Source organism: Mesorhizobium sp. M0816 (genome assembly GCF_040320005.1).
Classification (GTDB): domain Bacteria; phylum Pseudomonadota; class Alphaproteobacteria; order Rhizobiales; family Rhizobiaceae; genus Mesorhizobium.
In genome coordinates this window covers 16176-32693 of sequence record NZ_JAMYOT010000008.1, presented here as the reverse complement: position 1 = coordinate 32693, position 16518 = coordinate 16176, and the positions used below count along the sequence as shown (strand labels likewise).

Below are 16518 nucleotides of genomic sequence, written 5' to 3'. Positions count from 1 at the left end.
CGCGGAAAAATGGGTTCCAAAAGGAGGAGCTTCGTATCAAGCCTTAAAAAGCGGTCCGCCGAGCGGCATCCCGTTGGAGGACACTGCCCGGCGGTGGCTGGAAACCGTTTGAGGGGTGCGGCTTCCAGTGTTCGCTTGAATGGCCGCTTGGCATTCACGCTCGTCTGATCAGGCCGGCAATAAGCGATATGATCAGGAAGGCGAGAAAGATGAAGAACAATATCTGCGCTATGCCGGCCGAGGTGCCAGCGATGCCGCCGAAACCAAGCGCACCGGCGATGATCGCCACGACGAGAAATACGAGCGCCCAGTAAAGCATGATCGATCTCCTTCCAATGCTGCGGTGAAAACGTGATTCGCCTCCGTTTGTTCCACCATTTTCCGAAAAAGACGATGCTGAAAATCTTCAGGGCCCGAATTGCCGCGGTGTGTGGAAAGGTCCAGTTGGTTGCCCCAGTTGGTTGCCAGTGAGTTGAGCCGGCGTCACGCCCCATCTGATCCAAGGGAATGGCTATCCCGGCGGCCGCAGTTCGGCCGCCGGCTGTTTCATGCCGCGGCTTTCGCGTGCCGGTCAAAGAACAGGGCCTGGCTGATAAGAGCCTTGACCATGTCCGGATTGAACGGCTTGGTAACCAGGAAAGCCGGTTCCGGCCGCTCGCCGGTGAGCAGGCGCTCGGGAAAGGCGGTGATGAAGATCACCGGTACCGAGGTCGACGACAGGATCTCATTCACGGCCGCTATGCCCGAACTTCCGTCGGCAAGCTGGATATCGGCAAGCACCATCTTTGGCCGCGCCTTGCCGAACATCGCCACCGCCTCGGCGTGGGTGCGCGCCGTTCCGACGACGCGGTGGCCGAGGCTTTCGACCATTTCCTCGATATCCATGGCGATCAGCGGCTCATCCTCGATGATCAGCACGTCGGTTGCCACCTGACGGGAGATCTCGTTGCTCGCCTGCGCGAGGAGTTCGGAGAATTCCTGTTCGTCGACGTCGAGAATCTCCGCCGCCTCGTCTTCGCTGAAGCCTTCGACCGCCACCAGCAGAAAGGCTTGGCGGGGACGAGGCGCAATTGCATTCAGATTGGCCGCGGCGCGCTGTTCCCATGCCGACTGGGCATGCTCCTGCGGAACGCGAATGGCCACCGAGGTGAAGAGCTTGGCAAAGACCTTGTAGAGCGCGATGCGGTCGTTCGATGCGTCCGGAAAGATGTCGACATCGGCAATGATGGCCTCGAGCATTGCGGCGACCAGCGCGTCGCCGCTCTCTTGCGATCCGGATACGGCGCGCGAGAAGCGGCGCAGGAACGGCAGGTGCGGAGCGATGGTTGCTGATAGGCTCATAGTGGACGTCTCCCTCATATGACGTGATTGCATGTTACAGCTAAAAACGGTTTGCAAGCCCAGCAATTGAAACGCTGGCTCCTTGAAAAAGGTTCCAATCGTGCGGAACTAATATGTGAGGCTGGCGTTTAAGGGCGGGTTGGGCAACCAGACGAGGCTGCCGCTTGCATTGCGTTATGTGTTGAAGGGCGGCTTAAGGCTGGGACAAAAGGGCGAAATGAAGAACATGACGAAAGCTACCATGGGTGGCGTTGGCAACGGGCGCCGGGCTGCTTCCCGCGACCCGCTTGGGCCGAACTCGGAAATCGGCCGTAAACTCAAACAATACTATGACGAGCTGGTCTCCGACAATGTGCCGGATCGCTTCGCCCAACTGCTCAGCCAGTTGGAAAAGGCCGAACCTGTACAAAAGAAGGACTGAGGCATGGCGGCCGTCTCCCAGGGCTTTAAGACCGACTTGCTCGGCTCGATCCCGAGCCTGCGGGCTTTTGCCGTGTCGCTGACGCAAAACGCCGACAAGGCCGACGACCTGGTGCAGGAAACATTGGTCAAGGCCTGGGACAAGCATGAAAGCTTCCAGCCCGGCACCAACCTGAAGGCATGGCTGTTCACGATCTTGCGCAACGAATTCTATTCGCAGATGCGCAAGCGCGGCCGCGAGGTGCAGGACAGCGATGGCGTCATGACGGCCAGGCTTGCCGTTCACCCGGCCCAGCACGGCCAGCTTGACCTCGAAGACTTTCGCGGCGCGCTCGAATTGCTGCCAGAAGACCAGCGCGAAGCCATTATCCTCATCGGCGCGTCGGGCTTCTCCTACGAGGAAGCAGCCGAGATCTGCGGCTGCGCCGTCGGAACGATCAAGAGCCGCGTCAGCCGCGCCCGCACACGGCTGCAGGAAATCCTGAAGATCTCCGGTGAAGACGAGTATGGCCCGGACGCAATTTCGGCTCAGGTAACCGGGTCGACGGCTGCGTGAAGCGCCGGCGTGTTCGAACCGCTCCGCGCCTCAGCGAAGAGGCGTGCGCCTGCAGGCCGTTACCACTGCCTCGACGAGATCGTCTCCCGAATAGGGCTTGGTGACCAGCCTGACGCCGGGAAAGGATTTCTTGATCTCGTCGGTATCTGAATAGCCCGAGGCGAAGACGAACGGGATGCCCGCTTCACGCAGCCGCGAAGCAAATTGGAGCGTCGAAACGCCGCTCAGCATGAGGTCGACGATGGCCACATCGAATTGCGCGGCAACGTCTTGCTGTTCGATCTCAGTCAGATCACGGGCGATGACCACATCGAGCGCGCCGTAGTCGCGGCAAAGCTGCTCGATATCCATGGCAATCAGGAACTCATCTTCCAGGATAAGAATCCGCAAACCTTCAAGCGATGGGCGCACGCAGCAATATCTCCTTAAATTCGTCTCTATCGTGAAACGGGGGAAGTCATGATCGTTATTTGGCATGCTGTCATTTAAAAAAGACGTGCCGGCGCGGATGCGTCGGCGTCGGCCCATGCAAGGCATTTGCAACGCGCGCTGCTGGAGATAGGGTTAGAAGAGGTTCGTGCCGGAACCTTGGGGTCTGTCGGGCGTTTCGACCGAGCAAAAGCATGGAGAGTGAAGCAATGGCGACTGCCGCAGGAAAGGCCGCGAACGAAGCCCGCACGAATTCCGATATTGAGGCCGACATCGCACAATTGAAGGCCGACATCGACCAACTTACCAAGCTGTTGGCCAAAACTGGCGAACATGGCTACGGGGCAGCACGGCGAGCCGCCGCCGAAAGCGTCGAGCAGTTGCGAACCCAGGGCGAGGCAGCCTTCGACAGCCTGCGCAGCAACGCCAGGGACATCGAGGCGCAGATGATAGCGCATATGCGCGAAAAACCGGTGACTTCGCTGGCGATCGCCGCAGGCGTCGGATTCCTCTTCGCTCTTCTCGCGCGCCGTTAGTTCTGCACGCATGGGAATGCTTGCATCGCTGATCTCGGGCCTTGCCTCGGGCGAAACCATTGCGGCGGTGCAACGCGCACGCGTCGCTGCGATTGTCTATTCGGTCGCAGCGCTCGCGGCGCTGTGCGGCCTCGGCTTCCTCGTCGGGGCGGCCTATATCTGGACGGCGGCCCGCTATGGGTCGATGGCAGCTTCCCTGAGCTTCGGGATCGGCTTTCTGGCAATCGCCGGTCTCATCCTGCTCGTCTACCGGATGTCGGCCGGCTCGCGCGCCAGGCGCCGGGCGAAGCGACGCAACGCCGACATGAAGGCTATCGGCATCACTGCGGTACTCGCCGTGCTGCCGGCGCTGCTCAAGGGCAAAGGTGGCCCGGGGAAGGCCGGACTGGGCGCGATTCTCGGCCCGGCGATAGCACTCGCCGCCTACGCTATCTACCGCGAGAACGTGAAGCGCGGCTCCGATGATCCGGATATCGGCAAACGGGAATAGTTCGGAGGGATAGTTCGGGGCAAACGATTCTGGCGCCGGTCGCAAAATGCTGGCGTCACAAATCTTCGAGCGGAATCGATATTTCGGCGACCACGCCTTCCGGCCGGAATTCATGGGTCACCTCGCTGGAAATGACCTTGGCCAGGCTGCGGCGGATCAGGATCGAGCCGAAGCCATGGCGTTTGGGCGGCGCAACCCGCGGGCCGCCGCTTTCACGCCAGGCCAGCAACAGACGCCGTGCGCCCTTCCTGCCTTGTACCCTCCAATCGAGATCGACCTTTCCGGAGGAAACCGAGAGCGACCCGTATTGCAGTGCGTTGCTTGCCAGTTCATGCAGGATCAGCCCGAGCCCGACTGCCTGGTCGGGTGACAGCAGGACATCGGCGCCGGAGATCGCCATGCGCGATTGTCCGGCGGCCTGGAACGGCTTTAGCTCGATCTCCACCAGCTCGCGGATGCCGATACCGCGCCACTCGCGGTCCGACAGCAGGCTGTGCGCAACGCCCAGTGCCTGCAGCCTGGCGCTGAAGGCTTCGAGGAATTCGCTTGGCTGGCGGGCATGGCGAACGGTCTGCGTCGCCAGCGCCTGTACGGTTGCCAAAGTGTTCTTGACGCGGTGATTGAGCTCGCGCAGCAACAGCCGTTGACGTTCGTCGCCAAGTTTGCGTTCGGTAATGTCGTAGTTGACGCCGAAGATCAGCGTTGGCTTGCCCTCGCCGTCGCGCTCTATGACGCGGCCGCGCGTTGCGATCCATCGCGGCGGATCGAGGCCTTTGACACGGTATTCGCCAAAATAATCGTCGCTGCCGGTCAGCGCGTCGCGAAAGCGTGTTTCGGTCTGGTGAACGTCGCGCGGGTCGATGGCGATCAGGATGTCGCGCGCCCTCAGCCTGTTCGACTTCGGCAGGTTGAACAATTCGGACAGCAGGACGTCGCAGTCGATCATATCGCTGCGGATATCCCATGCCCAGCTGGCAAGCGAAGCCGCGTCGAGCGCGATGGCGCGCCGCTTTTCCTCTCGAACCAGTGCTGCCTTGGCAATCGCCGCACTGCGGGTTGCATCCTTCAGCGTGAACAGGCTGGCGGCAAGGCCGGCCAGCGCCGACAGCTGGTCGAGCTGGACAGAGGAGGGACGTGCGTGCGGCTTCCGGTCGAGCACGCACAGCGTGCCGATCAGCGCGCCGTCGATTACGATGGGCACGCCTGCGTAAAAGCGGATATGATGCTCGCCGGTGACCAGCGGATTGGCTTTGAACCGCGGATCCGCCGCCGTGTCGGCCACCACCATCGGCACGTTGCCGGCTGCGATGGTATAGGCGCAGAACGATGTCTCGGTTGCGGTTTCGGTCTCGTCGAGGCCGATACAGGACTTGAACCACTGCCGCTCGGCATCGACCAGCGTGATCAGTGCGACAGGCGTTTGCATCGCCGAAGCGGCAAGACCGCCGATACGATCGAAATCAGGGTCGGCAGCCCCGTCCAGCGTGTCGAGGCCGTGCAGCACGGCAAGACGGTCCGCGGCGCCCACCACACGGCGAATATCGGCCGGCAGGCCCGGCGTGTTCTGGCTATTGTCGTCCACTATGCCCCCGGTGGCCGGCTCCGCTGATTGGTCAGGCCAACCGGCCCGTCTGCCGCCTTGCAGAGCCGGAACTTTCGCGGCGGGGGACCGTTACCAGCCAACGCCCCGCCAGTTACGCCTGCCGGCGCCAAATATGGAGCCAGACAATGCCAAAAACCATTCCTGAAAACAAAGCCCGTCAAGGGCGGCGGGGTCGGCATGTCCTTCGTATCCTGATCGCCGCGCTGTTGCTGGCTTTTATCGCCTGGGGCGTCGCCGAAATCTACGGCTGGATGATCGAGACGCCGAAGACCGAACAGGGCAACACGCCCAGCGGCTAGGTTCTCTCCATCGCTCGCGCCAGTTTGCATCACACAACCCCACATCACGCATTCCCACGTCAGGCAACCTTTGCCTCGGCGGCGCGCGCAGGGACGAGAACATTCAACGCGCGCGGATGGATTTCGACGGTCGTCTCGCGATCGAGCTTTACCAGTTCGCCGTCCATGACTGCCTGAACTTTCCTGTTCCTCGAATGGATTGTCAAAACGGCGCGGTTTGCCTGATGAATTTCGACATGCTCGTTGCCGCGCCATTTGCCACGGGCGACGTCAAAGAGGAACCTGATCAACTCGCCGCGCCGCCTTGCCACGGTGACATAGATGCCCAGCACGCCGCCTGCCGGATTATCGGCATAGGGCAGGTGGCCCTCGCCGAACAGATTGTTGGTGATGCCGATGCCGGTGATCCGCGTTCTGATCTCGGCCTCACCGACCGTCAGCGTTACGTTCATGGCCGGCGGGTTGTTGATCGTTGCCCAAGCGGCCCGCACCGAGGCACGCATCTTCCCCAACCGCGAGCCGAATTCCATCTTCTGGCGCAGTTGCACCATCCTGGCGTGCATGCCGATCGAGAATTGATGCACGAAAGGCCGGCCGTTGGCTGTTGCAATGTCAATCGCCATCACCTCGCCGTCGGCAAACGATTTCAGTGCCGCATCAAGGGTCTGCGGAATGCCGAGGCCGCGCGCAAAAAGATTCATTGTGCCGGCCGGCAGAATTGCAAGCGCCTTCTCCCCATTCATCAAACGGGCTGCCGCGGCCGAGATGGTCCCGTCGCCGCCGCCCGCCAGCACGACGTCGATGCCGCGCCTGGAAGCTATGTCGTCCAGCGTGGCGACGATATCCTTGCCGGCGACGATTTCGATATCGATCGAGTGGCCGGCAGTCTCAAGCGTGCCGCGCATCCGACTGGCGAAGGCCTCAAGATTGATGGTGCGCAGGGTGCCGCCGTCCTTGTTCAGCACCGCTGCAAACCGCATGGCCGCTCCATTTTTCCAGCACCTATCCGGCCGGGACGGGGTCCCAGCCGAGAGTGGAACGGGGCGGCCGAGAAAATGTTCCTTTCGACCAGCGTGGCGAATCCGAGAACCTTCGACATGGCACCGGGTGCGCCACGGCTTTTTTCGGAACAACAGTGTGGTCACAACGTTGTGAACATGCAGAAGACGCTGCGCCCGCAGCGACGCTATGCGGGCACGGCGTGCACGAAATCATCGACGAGGAGACACTAAGATGATCCGCACCCTTTTAACCACGACAGCAGTCGCAACATTGATTGCGACGGGTGCATTTGCGCAATCGGCGACGACCCCGGCGCCGGCGCAAGCACCCGCCGTAGAGAATTCCGCTCCAGCCGCTCCGGTGCAACGCGCCGAGGGCAGCCTTGTCACCAATATCATCGGCGAGTCGGTTTATAACGGCACCGGCGACAATGCAGAGAATATCGGCAAGGTCACCGATGTCGTCTTCGACGAACGCGGCCAGGTAAAATCCATCGTCATCGGCGTCGGCGGGTTCCTCGGCATTGGGACCAAGAACGTCGCCTTCGACTACAGCAAGATGCAATGGGCCGAAAGAAATGGCGATCGCTGGCTGATAGCGCAAACGACGAAGGATGAGCTGACGGGTCATCCGGATTTCGACCGCAAGCCCTATGATCCGGCGCCTGCAGCGACAGACACCACGGCTACGGCTCCTGCCGCTCCGTCGACCTCCACCGATACGGCGCAGAACGCCCCGGCGGCGCCGGCCGGTAACAACCCCGCTCCGGTCGTGAAGCGCGCGGAAGGCAATCTTGCCACCAATATCATCGGCGAGACCGTCTACAACGGTACCGGCGACGACGCCCAGAACATCGGCGACGTAAACGACATCGTCATCAACAAGGAAGCCAAGGCGCAATCGCTGGTCATCGGTGTCGGCGGCTTCCTCGGCATAGGTGAAAAGAACGTCGCCTATGACTTCGACAAGGCGCAGTGGGCCGAGAGGAACGGCGATCGCTGGTTGGTTGCCCAAACCACCAGGGAAGAGCTGACGGCGCAGCCGGATTTCGACCGCAAGCCCTATGATCCGGCCCCGGCGACCACAGCGTCGAACGATGCCGCGGCTAATGCGCCAGCCGTCGTCACGCCTACCGTGACGGCCAGCAACACTGCCACGACCGATAACACTGCGACGACCAACAACACTGACCAGGCCAGTAAGACGGCTCAAAATGCTCCGGCAGCGGCGCCTCCGGCTAATTCCACGGCCGACCAGACCAAGACCGGGTCGATCGACAAGTCGACGCTAACCGAAATGCCGATGGGCGAAATCCGGGCCGAGGATCTGGTTGGAACAACCGTTTACGGCGCCAACGATGTCAACGTCGGCGAGATCGGCGATATCGTGCTGGGCGGCGACAAGAAGGTCGACGCAGTCATCATCGACGTCGGCGGCTTCCTTGGCATCGGCGAGAAGGAGGTGGCGGTCGGCATGGACAACCTGAAATTCATGACCGACAAGAACGGCAAGCGCTATCTCTACACGAACTTCACCAAGGAGCAGCTTGAGGCGCAGGCCCCCTATGACAAGGCCAGCTATGCGCAAAATCGCGAGAAACAGCGCATGATCATGCGCTAAGCTGCGCACAGGCCGACAGAGAAGCCCGCGCCGGCAACGGCGCGGGCTTTGCTTATCTCGAGGGGAAGCCGGCGACATGGCCGGCAACGCCATTGTCCGTCAATTCGGCGAGCGCCAGCGACTGATCGAGATGCTCGGCCCGCCAGGCGAGCAACTTCTCGGCAAATTCCAGCCGTGCCAGCAGATAGGCTGGGTCGTCAGCGACATTGGTCAACTCGCGCGCATCCTTCTCCAGGTCGAAGAGCAAGGGCGGCAGGCCGCCGCCGAAATTCACATATTTGAACTTTTGCGTGCGGATGACGGCGAGATTGCACTGGCGTGAACCGATGCCGAAATACCGTTCGGCATCACCATCCGCGATCGAGCGGAAATCGAACTCCCAATGCGCCGCGTCGCGCCAATCGTCTGGCTCCGTCGCGTCCAGGAAAGGCGCCAGCGAGCGGCCGTCGAGATGCGGCAGCACTTCGCCGCCAGTGAGCTCGAGCCTAGTGAGATCGAGCAAGGTCGGTGCCAAATCCACCGCCTCGGTGAAGCGGTCGACACTGCTGCCGGCAGCCTTGCGGTGGCGCGGATCGCGAATGATCAGCGGAATATGGAAGCTGCCGTCGAAGAAACCGCCCTTGCCCAGCATGAAATGATCGCCCATCATCTCGGCGTGGTCGGAGGTCAGCACGATGACGGTGTCGTCCCATGCATCGGCCGCCTTGACCGCTTGCCAGACCCGGCCAAGCTGCGCGTCGACCTCCGAGATCATGCCGTAATAGAGCGCCCGGATGCGGCGAAAATTGTCGTCGCCCCAGTCGCGCACCTTGCCCTCCGAGCCGGGACGGAATTTCGACCGTTCCTGCCGGTCAAGTTCATAGGCGAGATAAGGGTGGCTTGCTGCTTCGGCCTGCCAGCTTTCGGCGCGGTCAAAAGCTGGACCAATGGCCGGATCGTACATGGCGTTGTAAGGCGCTGGCACGATGAAGGGCGGGTGGGGGCTGATGAAGGAAAGATGCGCGAACCACGGGGCATCGCGCTCCTGCTCGCCGAGCCAGCGGATGAATTCGCCGGCCAGGAAGGCCGACGGCGTCTCGTCCTTCGAATAGATTGGCGGACCGTTGCTGATCGCGCCGTCGTTTTCCAGGATTTCGCCCGCCGGGCGGTGAATGGCGGGGGAGCCGGCGCCGGCATCGACGCCGCGCGCCTTGAGCCATGACAGCCAGGGCTTCTGGTGCTCGGGCAGAAGCTGGCGCACGGTGAAGCCGGGCAGCACGCCTTCATAGCTTTTCAGCTGCGGGTCGCCAGGCGCCAGCGTGCGCGGGTCGCGCGCCATGTCGGTATAACCGAACAGCGTCGGATCATAGCCGAGGGCGCGTGCCCAGAGGGCTATGTTGCCGTGGCGGGCGTCGAGCGGCGTGCCGTTGCGGCAGACACGATTGTTCATCTGGTAGAGGCCGGTGTAGAGGCAGGCGCGCGCCGGCGAGCAAGGTGCGGCGCCGCCATAGTGCTTCTGGAACAAAACGCCCTCGGCAGCCAGCGCGTCGGCATTCGGCGTCCTTACCACCTTGTGGCCAGCAGCTGACAGGCAGTCGCCCCGCCACTGGTCGCAGGTGATCAGGAGAATATTGGGGCGTTTTCCACTCAACCGCTGTATCCTCATGCTGGCTACATGCGTCGCTCATGGAGCGCAATTTCGGCGAGTATGCAAGCCGGTCCAGTTTGCCGAATGGTGAACAAAACCTGCTTCGTCGTTCACTTTAACAGCACAGTCCATTCTGTGTTTGCCGCCTTTGCGGCCAGGAGGCGGATGCTCATATTTGCGTGGACAGCGGCAAGGGCCGCACCGGCACAAGGAAAGGAGCAGAAACATGCTCGACCAAGTCAAGGGCCTGCATCACGTCACCTCGATGGCCAGCGATGCGCGCCAGAACAATGAATTCTTCACCGGGACGCTCGGTCTGCGGCGGGTCAAGAAAACCGTCAATTTCGACGCACCCGATGTCTACCACCTCTATTACGGCGACGAGGTCGGCACGCCCGGCTCGGTGATGACCTACTTCCCGTTCCCGAACATCGGCAAAGGCCGCCATGGAATCGGCGAAGTCGGTACCACCGCTTACTCGGTGCCCGAAGGCACGCTCGGTTATTGGGAGAAACGGTTTGCCGAGCAAGGTGTCACTGGGCTGTCCCGCGAGGAGACGTTTGGCGAGAAGCGTCTTGCGTTCGCCGGTCCCGACGGCGACGGGTTTGCGCTGGTCGAGGACAGAGCGGACAACCGTGCGCCATGGGCCAAGGGTGGCATTCCCACCGACGAGGCGATCCGCGGCTTTCACTCGGTGTCGCTCAGGCTGAAAGATGGCGGCGCCACCGAAGAGCTGCTGAAATTCATGGGTTATGAGGAGGTCGACAAGTCCGGCAACGTCAGGCGGCTGGCGGTGAGGAACGGCAACGGCGCCGACGTCGTCGATATCGAATCGCTGCCAGGGGCCGGCTTCGCCAATCTCGGCGCCGGCTCGGTCCACCATGTCGCTTTCGCCGTCGAGAACCGCGCCAAGCAGATCGAAGTGCGCAAGGCGCTGCTCGATACAGGTTATCAGGTGACGCCGGTGATCGACCGCGATTATTTCTGGGCGATCTATTTCCGCACACCGGGCGGCGTGCTGTTCGAAGTCGCCACCAACGAGCCGGGCTTCGACCGCGACGAGGATACCGCCCATCTTGGCGAGGCGCTGAAGCTGCCGTCGCAACACCAGCATTTGCGGCCCTATCTCGAGCAGCATCTGCAGAAACTGGAAGACTGAGGGCAAGGTCATGAGCAAGGATTCGTATATTCACAAAGTGCTGCCCGGTTCGCCTGATGGACCGCTGCTCTTCGTCTTCCATGGCACCGGCGGCGACGAGGCCCAGCTTCTGTCGCTTGGACGCGATCTCGCGCCGCAAGCGACGATCGTCGCTCCGCGCGGCGATGTCTCGGAACAAGGCGCCGCACGCTTCTTCCGCCGGACCGGCGAGGGCGTTTACGATATGGGCGACATCACGCGAGCGACGGACAAGATGGCCGGCTTCGTCAAGGCACATGTCGAGACGGCAAGGCCATCTTCGGTGCTCGGCCTCGGTTACTCCAACGGCGCCAACATCCTGGCCTCGGTGCTGTTTGCCGAACCGTCGCTGTTCGACGCAACGGTGCTGATGCATCCGCTGATCCCGTTCGAGCCGGAGGTCAAGAGCAGCCTTGGCGGCAGCCGCATCCTGGTCACCGCCGGCAGGCGGGACCCGATCTGTCCGCCTGATTTGACGGCGCGGCTCGAAGCCTATTTGCGCGCCGATGGCGCCGATGTCACAGTCGAGTGGCATGACGGCGGCCATGAGGTGCGGCCGAGCGAGATCGAGGCGGCGCGGCGACTGTTCGCCGTGGCGCCGGACGAAAGGACCGCAAGCCATGTCTGACCTATTGCCGGAGATCGAACTGGAGGACCGCGGTTCGAAGGGCCGCTATCTCCTGCGTCGGCCCGGCGGCGCCGAGGCGGAGATGACCTTCACCAAGATCGGCGAGCACCAGATCATCATCGACCATACCGAAGTGCCGGATGCATTTCGCGGCCAGGGCGCGGGGCTTCGCCTCGTCACCCGTGCCGTCGAGGATGCACGTGCGGCGGGCAAGACGATCATCCCGCTTTGCCCGTTCGCCAATGCTCAGTTCCGCCGCCATCCGGAATGGGCGGACGTGCTGAAGCGGTAAGAGACAGCCCCTCGATGAATGACAGGAGAAAGGGTGCGCGGCTTTACCGCGTGCCCCTTTGGCTATTGGGGGCGTACAAACGCAAGGGGCAAACATCCGGGATTTGCGCAGAGCGCCAACCTTACCTACGTATTGCCAGCAACCGGCTCGCCGTCCGCGGTCCGACCACTTCAACCGAATGGCCCTCCATGACCGAATCCGATCTCGTTCCCGTCTTCGACGGCCACAACGACACGCTGCTCCGGCTCTACCAGTCGAAGGATGCGGACGTCGAAAAGCTGTTCGTCGAGGGGACGCCAGGTGGCCATATCGACCTGCCGCGCGCGAAGAAAGGCGGGTTTGCCGGCGGCATGTTCGCGATCTTCCCGCCGCCTGTCGAGAAATCCAAACGCGGCGCGGTGCCGCTGGCGCCGAGCGACAGCGAGCCCTTGCCACCCGAGATTCCGCGCGCCGATGCGCTCAACTCCACCGTAGCGATGGCCTCGATCCTGTTCAGGCTGGAGCGGGCTTCGGCACTTACTGTCTGCCGCAGCGCCGGCGATGTGAGGAAGGCGATGGCGCAAGGCTCGATTGCGGCGGTGTTTCATATCGAAGGGGTCGAGGCGATCGACCCTGAGCTCACCCTGCTCGATGTCCTCCACGCAGCCGGCCTGCGCTCGCTCGGCATCGTCTGGAGCCGTCCCAATGCCTTCGGCCACGGCGTGCCGTTCCGCTTCCCCTCGTCGCCCGATACAGGGCCGGGGCTGACCGATGCCGGCAAGGCGCTGGTGAAAGCCTGCAACCAGCTGAAGATCATGATCGATCTTTCGCATCTCAACGAAAAAGGTTTCCGCGACGTCGTCGAGATCAGCGACGCACCGCTGGTCGCGACCCATTCCAACGTGCACGCGATCTGCGGCCATTCGCGCAACCTCACCGAATGGCAGCTCGGCGCGATCCGCGACTCAGGCGGCATGGTCGGGCTGAACTTCGCCACCGGATTCCTGCGCGAGGACGGCAGGATGAACGCCGACACCGGCCTCGACATCATGGTGCGCCATGTCGATTCGCTGCTGCAGGCGCTGGGCGAAGACGGCGTCGGCCTAGGCTCGGATTTCGACGGCGCCATGATCCCGGCCGTGATAGGCGATGTTGCCGGCCTGCCAAGACTGCTCGACGCATTCGCGGCACGCGGCTTCGGGCGCGCGCTGATCGAGAAGATCGCCTATCGCAACTGGCTAGGCATGCTGGAAAGGACCATCGGCTAAGCGGGTGATGCCGGCTTGACCGGAACGCGTTTTGGGGGCGGACTATTCGAAACCCATGCGTTTAAGCCAGTCCTGGCCAATGCCGCGATCACGGATGATCGGCAGCGGATCCGTCGAATCCAGGCGTGCGCAGATGCGGTAGACCTCGAGCGTCTCGGCGTTCATCTCGCCGCGTTTGTAGAAGAACATGGCCGCGGCATAGCGGGTGCGGCCCGACCATTTTTCGCCGAGCGGCGTGTTGATCAGCTGCCACTGTTCGGCGGCTTCGGCGTCGAGTTCGGGACTGTCGGTGTCGTCGGCCATATTTAGAAATCCGCGGGCGGACTGGTGCGGCGGTCGAGTTTGATGACCGGCCGCGGCGCCAGTTTGGCACGCCTCAGCAGCTTTTGATATTGCAGCTCGCGCCTGGCGTAGATCTCGACCCAAGGTCCGCTGCAGGCGGGCTCGGCGGCGCTGATCTGGTCTGCATCGCCGGGATCGCTGCCTTTCGCCGACGGTGCCTTCGACGTCGTTTTCTCCAAGGATGCAATCTCGACGAGAACATTCGAATATGGGCAGCCGTGCAGAAGGTGCTTGACAGTGGCAAACACCGTCCCACTGATCTTCGCGGCCGAAGCCGATCGGCTAGCCGGCGATGCTGGAGACCATCACCCCGATGAAGACAACAGAGGCGCGCGAAGCCCTCCTCGAACCGGCGCGAAAAAGCGATTCCGATAAGCGCGGCCGCAAAGCGTCGAAAGAGACAAGGCAGGTTCAACTGATCGAAGCGACTATCGATTCATTGGCCAAGCGCGGCTATTCGGAAACGACTATGGCCGACGTCGCCGACGGCGCCGGCCTGTCGCGCGGCATCGTCAATTTCCATTTCGAGAGCAAGGACAAGCTGCTCGTCGCCACTTTGCAATACATGCATGACGAGTATTCGGCGCATTGGCGCAGCGCCTTGCAAAAGGCCGGCGATGATCCCGCCCGCCAGTTGCAGGCATTGGTGGCGGCCGATTTCGACCGCTCGATCTGCAACAAGCGCAAGCTGGCTGCCTGGTGTGCCTTCTGGGGCGAGGCCAAATCGCGACCGAAATATCAGGCGCTGAGCAGCGCACGCGATGCCGTCTACCAGAACATCTTCATCGATCTTTGCGCGGCGCTCAAGCAGAGCGGCTTCTATGCCTATGAGCCGCAAGTCATGGCGCTGGCGCTCAGCGCCATGCTGGATGGTCTGTGGCTGCGTTTGATGATGGGCACCGAGGACGCCACACGCGAGACGGCGCTGCAGGCCGCGAACGAGTTCCTGTCTGCGGCATTCCCCAAGCACTATCCGAACTCTGCAGCCCGCGGTGCCAGGCCGGCGTGAACCATCAAAAAGAGGGTGGACCAGCAATGAAGACAATGATCCGGCCCCTGACATTCGAGAAGATCAAGGCCGGCTAATGAAGTTCAAGATCGAACGAGCCGATGTGGCCATCGTCGGCGCCGGCTTCACCGGCCTGTCGGCCGCGCGTGAATTGAACCACGCCGGCATCGATGTCGTGCTGCTCGAAGCCCGCGACCGTGTCGGCGGCCGCGTCGAAGCCGTGCAGAACGGGCTCGGCGAGCGGATCGACAGCGGCGGCCAGTTCCTGTGCGAAGACATGCCGGAATTAATGGCGCTGGTGCGAGCGCGCGGCAAGACATTGGTCGAGACCCATGTCGCAGGCGAATTCGTCACGCAGCCGCGAATGAGCGAGGCGCAAGCCGGGCGCACTTACGGCACCGCGATGCGAATGCGCGAGCGGATGAATGCGATCGCACCGACCGACCCGACCATTGTCGGCTTGACGGTCGCGGCATGGCTCGATCGCCAGGCCGATCCCGACGATGCGAAGGCCGCCTTTCGGTCGATGATCGAGGGCCTGTGGTGCCTGGCAATGGAAAGGCTGCCGCTGTGGTACTTGATCGACAATGATCGCCGCATCACCAACGAGGTGTCGGAGCTGCAGTATTTCGTGGGCGAAACCATGCATTCGCTAGCGGATGATCTTGCGCGGGATCTCGGCGATCGACTGCGGCTGAATACAGCTGTCGAGGCCATTGAGCACGGGCCGGGAGGGGTTCGCGTCGTTTCGCCTGCCGGCGCGATCGAGGCACGAGCGGTACTGGTCGCCGTACCGCCGATGATGGCCTCGAGAGTGGATTTCGTGCCGCCGCTGCCGGCTGTGCTGAAGAGAGCCCTCGGCGTCTGGCAAAGCGGCGCGGTGATCAAAATGCTGGTGCGCTACCCCAAGGCTTTCTGGCGCGACAGGGGCTTGAGCGGCATGGTGATGTGGCGCGACCCGCACGGGCTTTTTGCCTGCGATGCCAGCAGGGACGAGGATCACGCAGCCCTTGTCGTCTTCATCGGCGGGCCGCTGGCGCAGCGCTGGCGGGATCTGGACGACGCGGCGTTGCGCGCAAAGGTGACGTCAAAGCTGGAAGAGGCGCTCGGTATCGAGGCGGCCGGCATCATCGATCTCAGTTATCGCGACTGGACTGGGGATCGCTGGAGCGGCGGCGGTTACAGCGATCTGATCGTCGATGCGACGGCAACCGATGCCGAACGCATTATCCGCGCCGGCGCGTCGCGGATCCATTTCGCCTCGTCGGAGCTGTCGCCATCATTTCCGGGCTACGTCGAGGGCGCCATCGTCGCCGGCCGCATTGCTGCGCTAAGAATTATTCAGTCTGCCATCGCCAGCAGAGCCTCGGGGTCATAAGCGAGGCGGATCAAGGTGCCGAGCGCATCGACGCGCATTGCCACGAGCTCGGCCTGCTGGTCCGGCCACTGATCAACATGTGCGTGATGTCGCCGCCATTGATCATCACGCGCGAGCAGATCGACGACATGGTGTCGATCCTGCGCGAAGGCATTTCGCGCACGATGGACGATCTGCGCCGCGAAGGCGTCCGGCGGGGATAGGCGTTTATCGCCGGCAATCTCAGCCGTGGCATTGGTCGGCCGTTGGCAACGTGGGCGAAGTCGGTGAACTGGGCGGTGCCGCGATCTTCCTGGTTTCCGACGCGTCGAGCTTCATGACCGGCCAGATCATCTATGTCGACGGCGACATGACCGGACCCGTATGAGCACGACTGTCGCTGTCGGGCGCATGGAAGATCGGTCGGCCTCGGGGCCGCCCTGCAAAAGGCAGGGCTCGTCATTTGCACACTCTTATCTTCACCGCTAAGCTTCTCCGGCTGGGGTATTTTCCTCAGATCACATTCGCCATCCCAAGGATCTC

At 62.4% G+C, this 16518-nt stretch carries 21 protein-coding genes and 1 pseudogene; 14 read left to right on the top strand and 8 right to left on the bottom strand.

All coding sequences use genetic code 11. The features are described from left to right. Positions 1 to 154: 154 nt before the first annotated feature. On the bottom strand, positions 155 to 319 hold the full coding sequence (locus tag NKI17_RS14075; protein ID WP_023678541.1) for a DUF1328 domain-containing protein: 165 nt from the start codon (positions 317 to 319) through the stop codon (positions 155 to 157). A gap of 227 nt (positions 320 to 546) precedes the next feature. After that, on the bottom strand, positions 547 to 1341 hold the full coding sequence (locus NKI17_RS14070; RefSeq protein ID WP_023678542.1) for a response regulator: 795 nt from the start codon (positions 1339 to 1341) through the stop codon (positions 547 to 549). A gap of 217 nt (positions 1342 to 1558) precedes the next feature. Between NKI17_RS14070 and NKI17_RS14065 the strand changes: the two genes are divergently transcribed. Both NKI17_RS14065 and NKI17_RS14060 read left to right on the top strand, forming a co-directional pair. Continuing rightward, on the top strand, positions 1559 to 1762 hold the full coding sequence (locus tag NKI17_RS14065) for a NepR family anti-sigma factor (protein ID WP_023678543.1): 204 nt from the start codon (positions 1559 to 1561) through the stop codon (positions 1760 to 1762). A gap of 3 nt (positions 1763 to 1765) precedes the next feature. Further along, complete coding sequence (locus NKI17_RS14060; RefSeq protein WP_023678544.1) at positions 1766 to 2317, top strand: sigma-70 family RNA polymerase sigma factor; 552 nt, start codon at positions 1766 to 1768, stop codon at positions 2315 to 2317. 30 nt (positions 2318 to 2347) lie between these two features. Here NKI17_RS14060 and NKI17_RS14055 read toward each other — a convergent pair whose 3' ends face one another. Next, positions 2348 to 2845 carry a response regulator gene (locus tag NKI17_RS14055; RefSeq protein WP_352906197.1) on the bottom strand — a complete coding sequence of 166 codons (498 nt, stop codon included), beginning with the start codon at positions 2843 to 2845 and terminating at the stop codon, positions 2348 to 2350. Between the two features lie 110 nt (positions 2846 to 2955). Here NKI17_RS14055 and NKI17_RS14050 point away from each other — a divergent pair, with 110 nt between their 5' ends. Together NKI17_RS14050 and NKI17_RS14045 are read left to right on the top strand one after the other, a co-directional pair. Further along, positions 2956 to 3282, top strand: coding sequence for an ElaB/YgaM/YqjD family protein (locus NKI17_RS14050; protein ID WP_023678546.1), 327 nt, complete (start codon positions 2956 to 2958; stop codon positions 3280 to 3282). A 10-nt stretch (positions 3283 to 3292) separates the two neighbouring features. Beyond that, a complete protein-coding gene (locus NKI17_RS14045) occupies positions 3293 to 3772 on the top strand; it encodes a hypothetical protein (protein ID WP_352906196.1) in 480 nt (159 codons plus the stop codon). A 55-nt stretch (positions 3773 to 3827) separates the two neighbouring features. Here the strand turns inward: NKI17_RS14045 and NKI17_RS14040 are convergent, their stop codons facing one another. Continuing rightward, positions 3828 to 5354 (bottom strand): sensor histidine kinase, encoded by a 1527-nt coding sequence (locus tag NKI17_RS14040; protein WP_352906194.1) that lies wholly within the window; start codon positions 5352 to 5354, stop codon positions 3828 to 3830. 146 nt (positions 5355 to 5500) lie between these two features. On the opposite strand from NKI17_RS14040, the gene NKI17_RS14035 reads away from it, so the two are divergent. Next, on the top strand, positions 5501 to 5674 hold the full coding sequence (locus tag NKI17_RS14035) for a hypothetical protein (protein ID WP_292659198.1): 174 nt from the start codon (positions 5501 to 5503) through the stop codon (positions 5672 to 5674). Positions 5675 to 5733: 59 nt separating this feature from the next. On the opposite strand, the gene NKI17_RS14030 is transcribed toward NKI17_RS14035, so the two are convergent. Continuing rightward, positions 5734 to 6654 (bottom strand): diacylglycerol/lipid kinase family protein, encoded by a 921-nt coding sequence (locus NKI17_RS14030; protein WP_352906193.1) that lies wholly within the window; start codon positions 6652 to 6654, stop codon positions 5734 to 5736. 253 nt (positions 6655 to 6907) lie between these two features. Between NKI17_RS14030 and NKI17_RS14025 the strand changes: the two genes are divergently transcribed. Next, a complete protein-coding gene (locus tag NKI17_RS14025) occupies positions 6908 to 8296 on the top strand; it encodes a PRC-barrel domain-containing protein (protein WP_352574842.1) in 1389 nt (462 codons plus the stop codon). Between the two features lie 52 nt (positions 8297 to 8348). On the opposite strand, the gene NKI17_RS14020 is transcribed toward NKI17_RS14025, so the two are convergent. Next, entirely contained in the window at positions 8349 to 9941 is a 1593-nt protein-coding gene (locus tag NKI17_RS14020) for an alkaline phosphatase family protein (RefSeq protein ID WP_352646711.1), read from the bottom strand. A 208-nt stretch (positions 9942 to 10149) separates the two neighbouring features. Here NKI17_RS14020 and NKI17_RS14015 point away from each other — a divergent pair, with 208 nt between their 5' ends. The 4 genes from NKI17_RS14015 (at position 10150) to NKI17_RS14000 (ending at position 13267) form a co-directional block, all read left to right on the top strand. After that, positions 10150 to 11082: a VOC family protein gene (locus NKI17_RS14015; protein ID WP_352574845.1), complete on the top strand. Its 933-nt coding sequence runs from the start codon at positions 10150 to 10152 to the stop codon at positions 11080 to 11082. A 10-nt stretch (positions 11083 to 11092) separates the two neighbouring features. Continuing rightward, complete coding sequence (locus NKI17_RS14010) at positions 11093 to 11728, top strand: alpha/beta hydrolase (RefSeq protein ID WP_352906191.1); 636 nt, start codon at positions 11093 to 11095, stop codon at positions 11726 to 11728. Continuing rightward, positions 11721 to 12020, top strand: coding sequence for a GNAT family N-acetyltransferase (locus NKI17_RS14005; RefSeq protein WP_352906189.1), 300 nt, complete (start codon positions 11721 to 11723; stop codon positions 12018 to 12020). The genes NKI17_RS14010 and NKI17_RS14005 overlap by 8 nt, the downstream gene beginning before the upstream one ends. Before the next feature lie 188 nt (positions 12021 to 12208). Beyond that, on the top strand, positions 12209 to 13267 hold the full coding sequence (locus tag NKI17_RS14000; RefSeq protein ID WP_352906188.1) for a dipeptidase: 1059 nt from the start codon (positions 12209 to 12211) through the stop codon (positions 13265 to 13267). Between the two features lie 42 nt (positions 13268 to 13309). Here NKI17_RS14000 and NKI17_RS13995 read toward each other — a convergent pair whose 3' ends face one another. Next, positions 13310 to 13570, bottom strand: coding sequence for a hypothetical protein (locus NKI17_RS13995; RefSeq protein WP_352634098.1), 261 nt, complete (start codon positions 13568 to 13570; stop codon positions 13310 to 13312). A gap of 2 nt (positions 13571 to 13572) precedes the next feature. Next, positions 13573 to 13788 carry a hypothetical protein gene (locus tag NKI17_RS13990; protein WP_352634339.1) on the bottom strand — a complete coding sequence of 72 codons (216 nt, stop codon included), beginning with the start codon at positions 13786 to 13788 and terminating at the stop codon, positions 13573 to 13575. A gap of 113 nt (positions 13789 to 13901) precedes the next feature. Between NKI17_RS13990 and betI the strand changes: the two genes are divergently transcribed. The 4 genes and pseudogenes from betI (at position 13902) to NKI17_RS13970 (ending at position 16363) form a co-directional block, all read left to right on the top strand. Further along, positions 13902 to 14618: a transcriptional regulator BetI gene (gene betI / locus NKI17_RS13985; RefSeq protein WP_502894502.1), complete on the top strand. Its 717-nt coding sequence runs from the start codon at positions 13902 to 13904 to the stop codon at positions 14616 to 14618. 76 nt (positions 14619 to 14694) lie between these two features. Next, entirely contained in the window at positions 14695 to 15996 is a 1302-nt protein-coding gene (locus tag NKI17_RS13980) for a flavin monoamine oxidase family protein (protein WP_023678560.1), read from the top strand. A 20-nt stretch (positions 15997 to 16016) separates the two neighbouring features. Beyond that, a pseudogene (locus tag NKI17_RS13975) lies at positions 16017 to 16199 on the top strand (aspartate aminotransferase family protein); the annotation flags it as partial. After that, a complete protein-coding gene (locus NKI17_RS13970; protein WP_352906276.1) occupies positions 16196 to 16363 on the top strand; it encodes an SDR family oxidoreductase in 168 nt (55 codons plus the stop codon). The pseudogene NKI17_RS13975 and the gene NKI17_RS13970, both read left to right, overlap by 4 nt. Positions 16364 to 16518 lie beyond the last annotated feature (155 nt).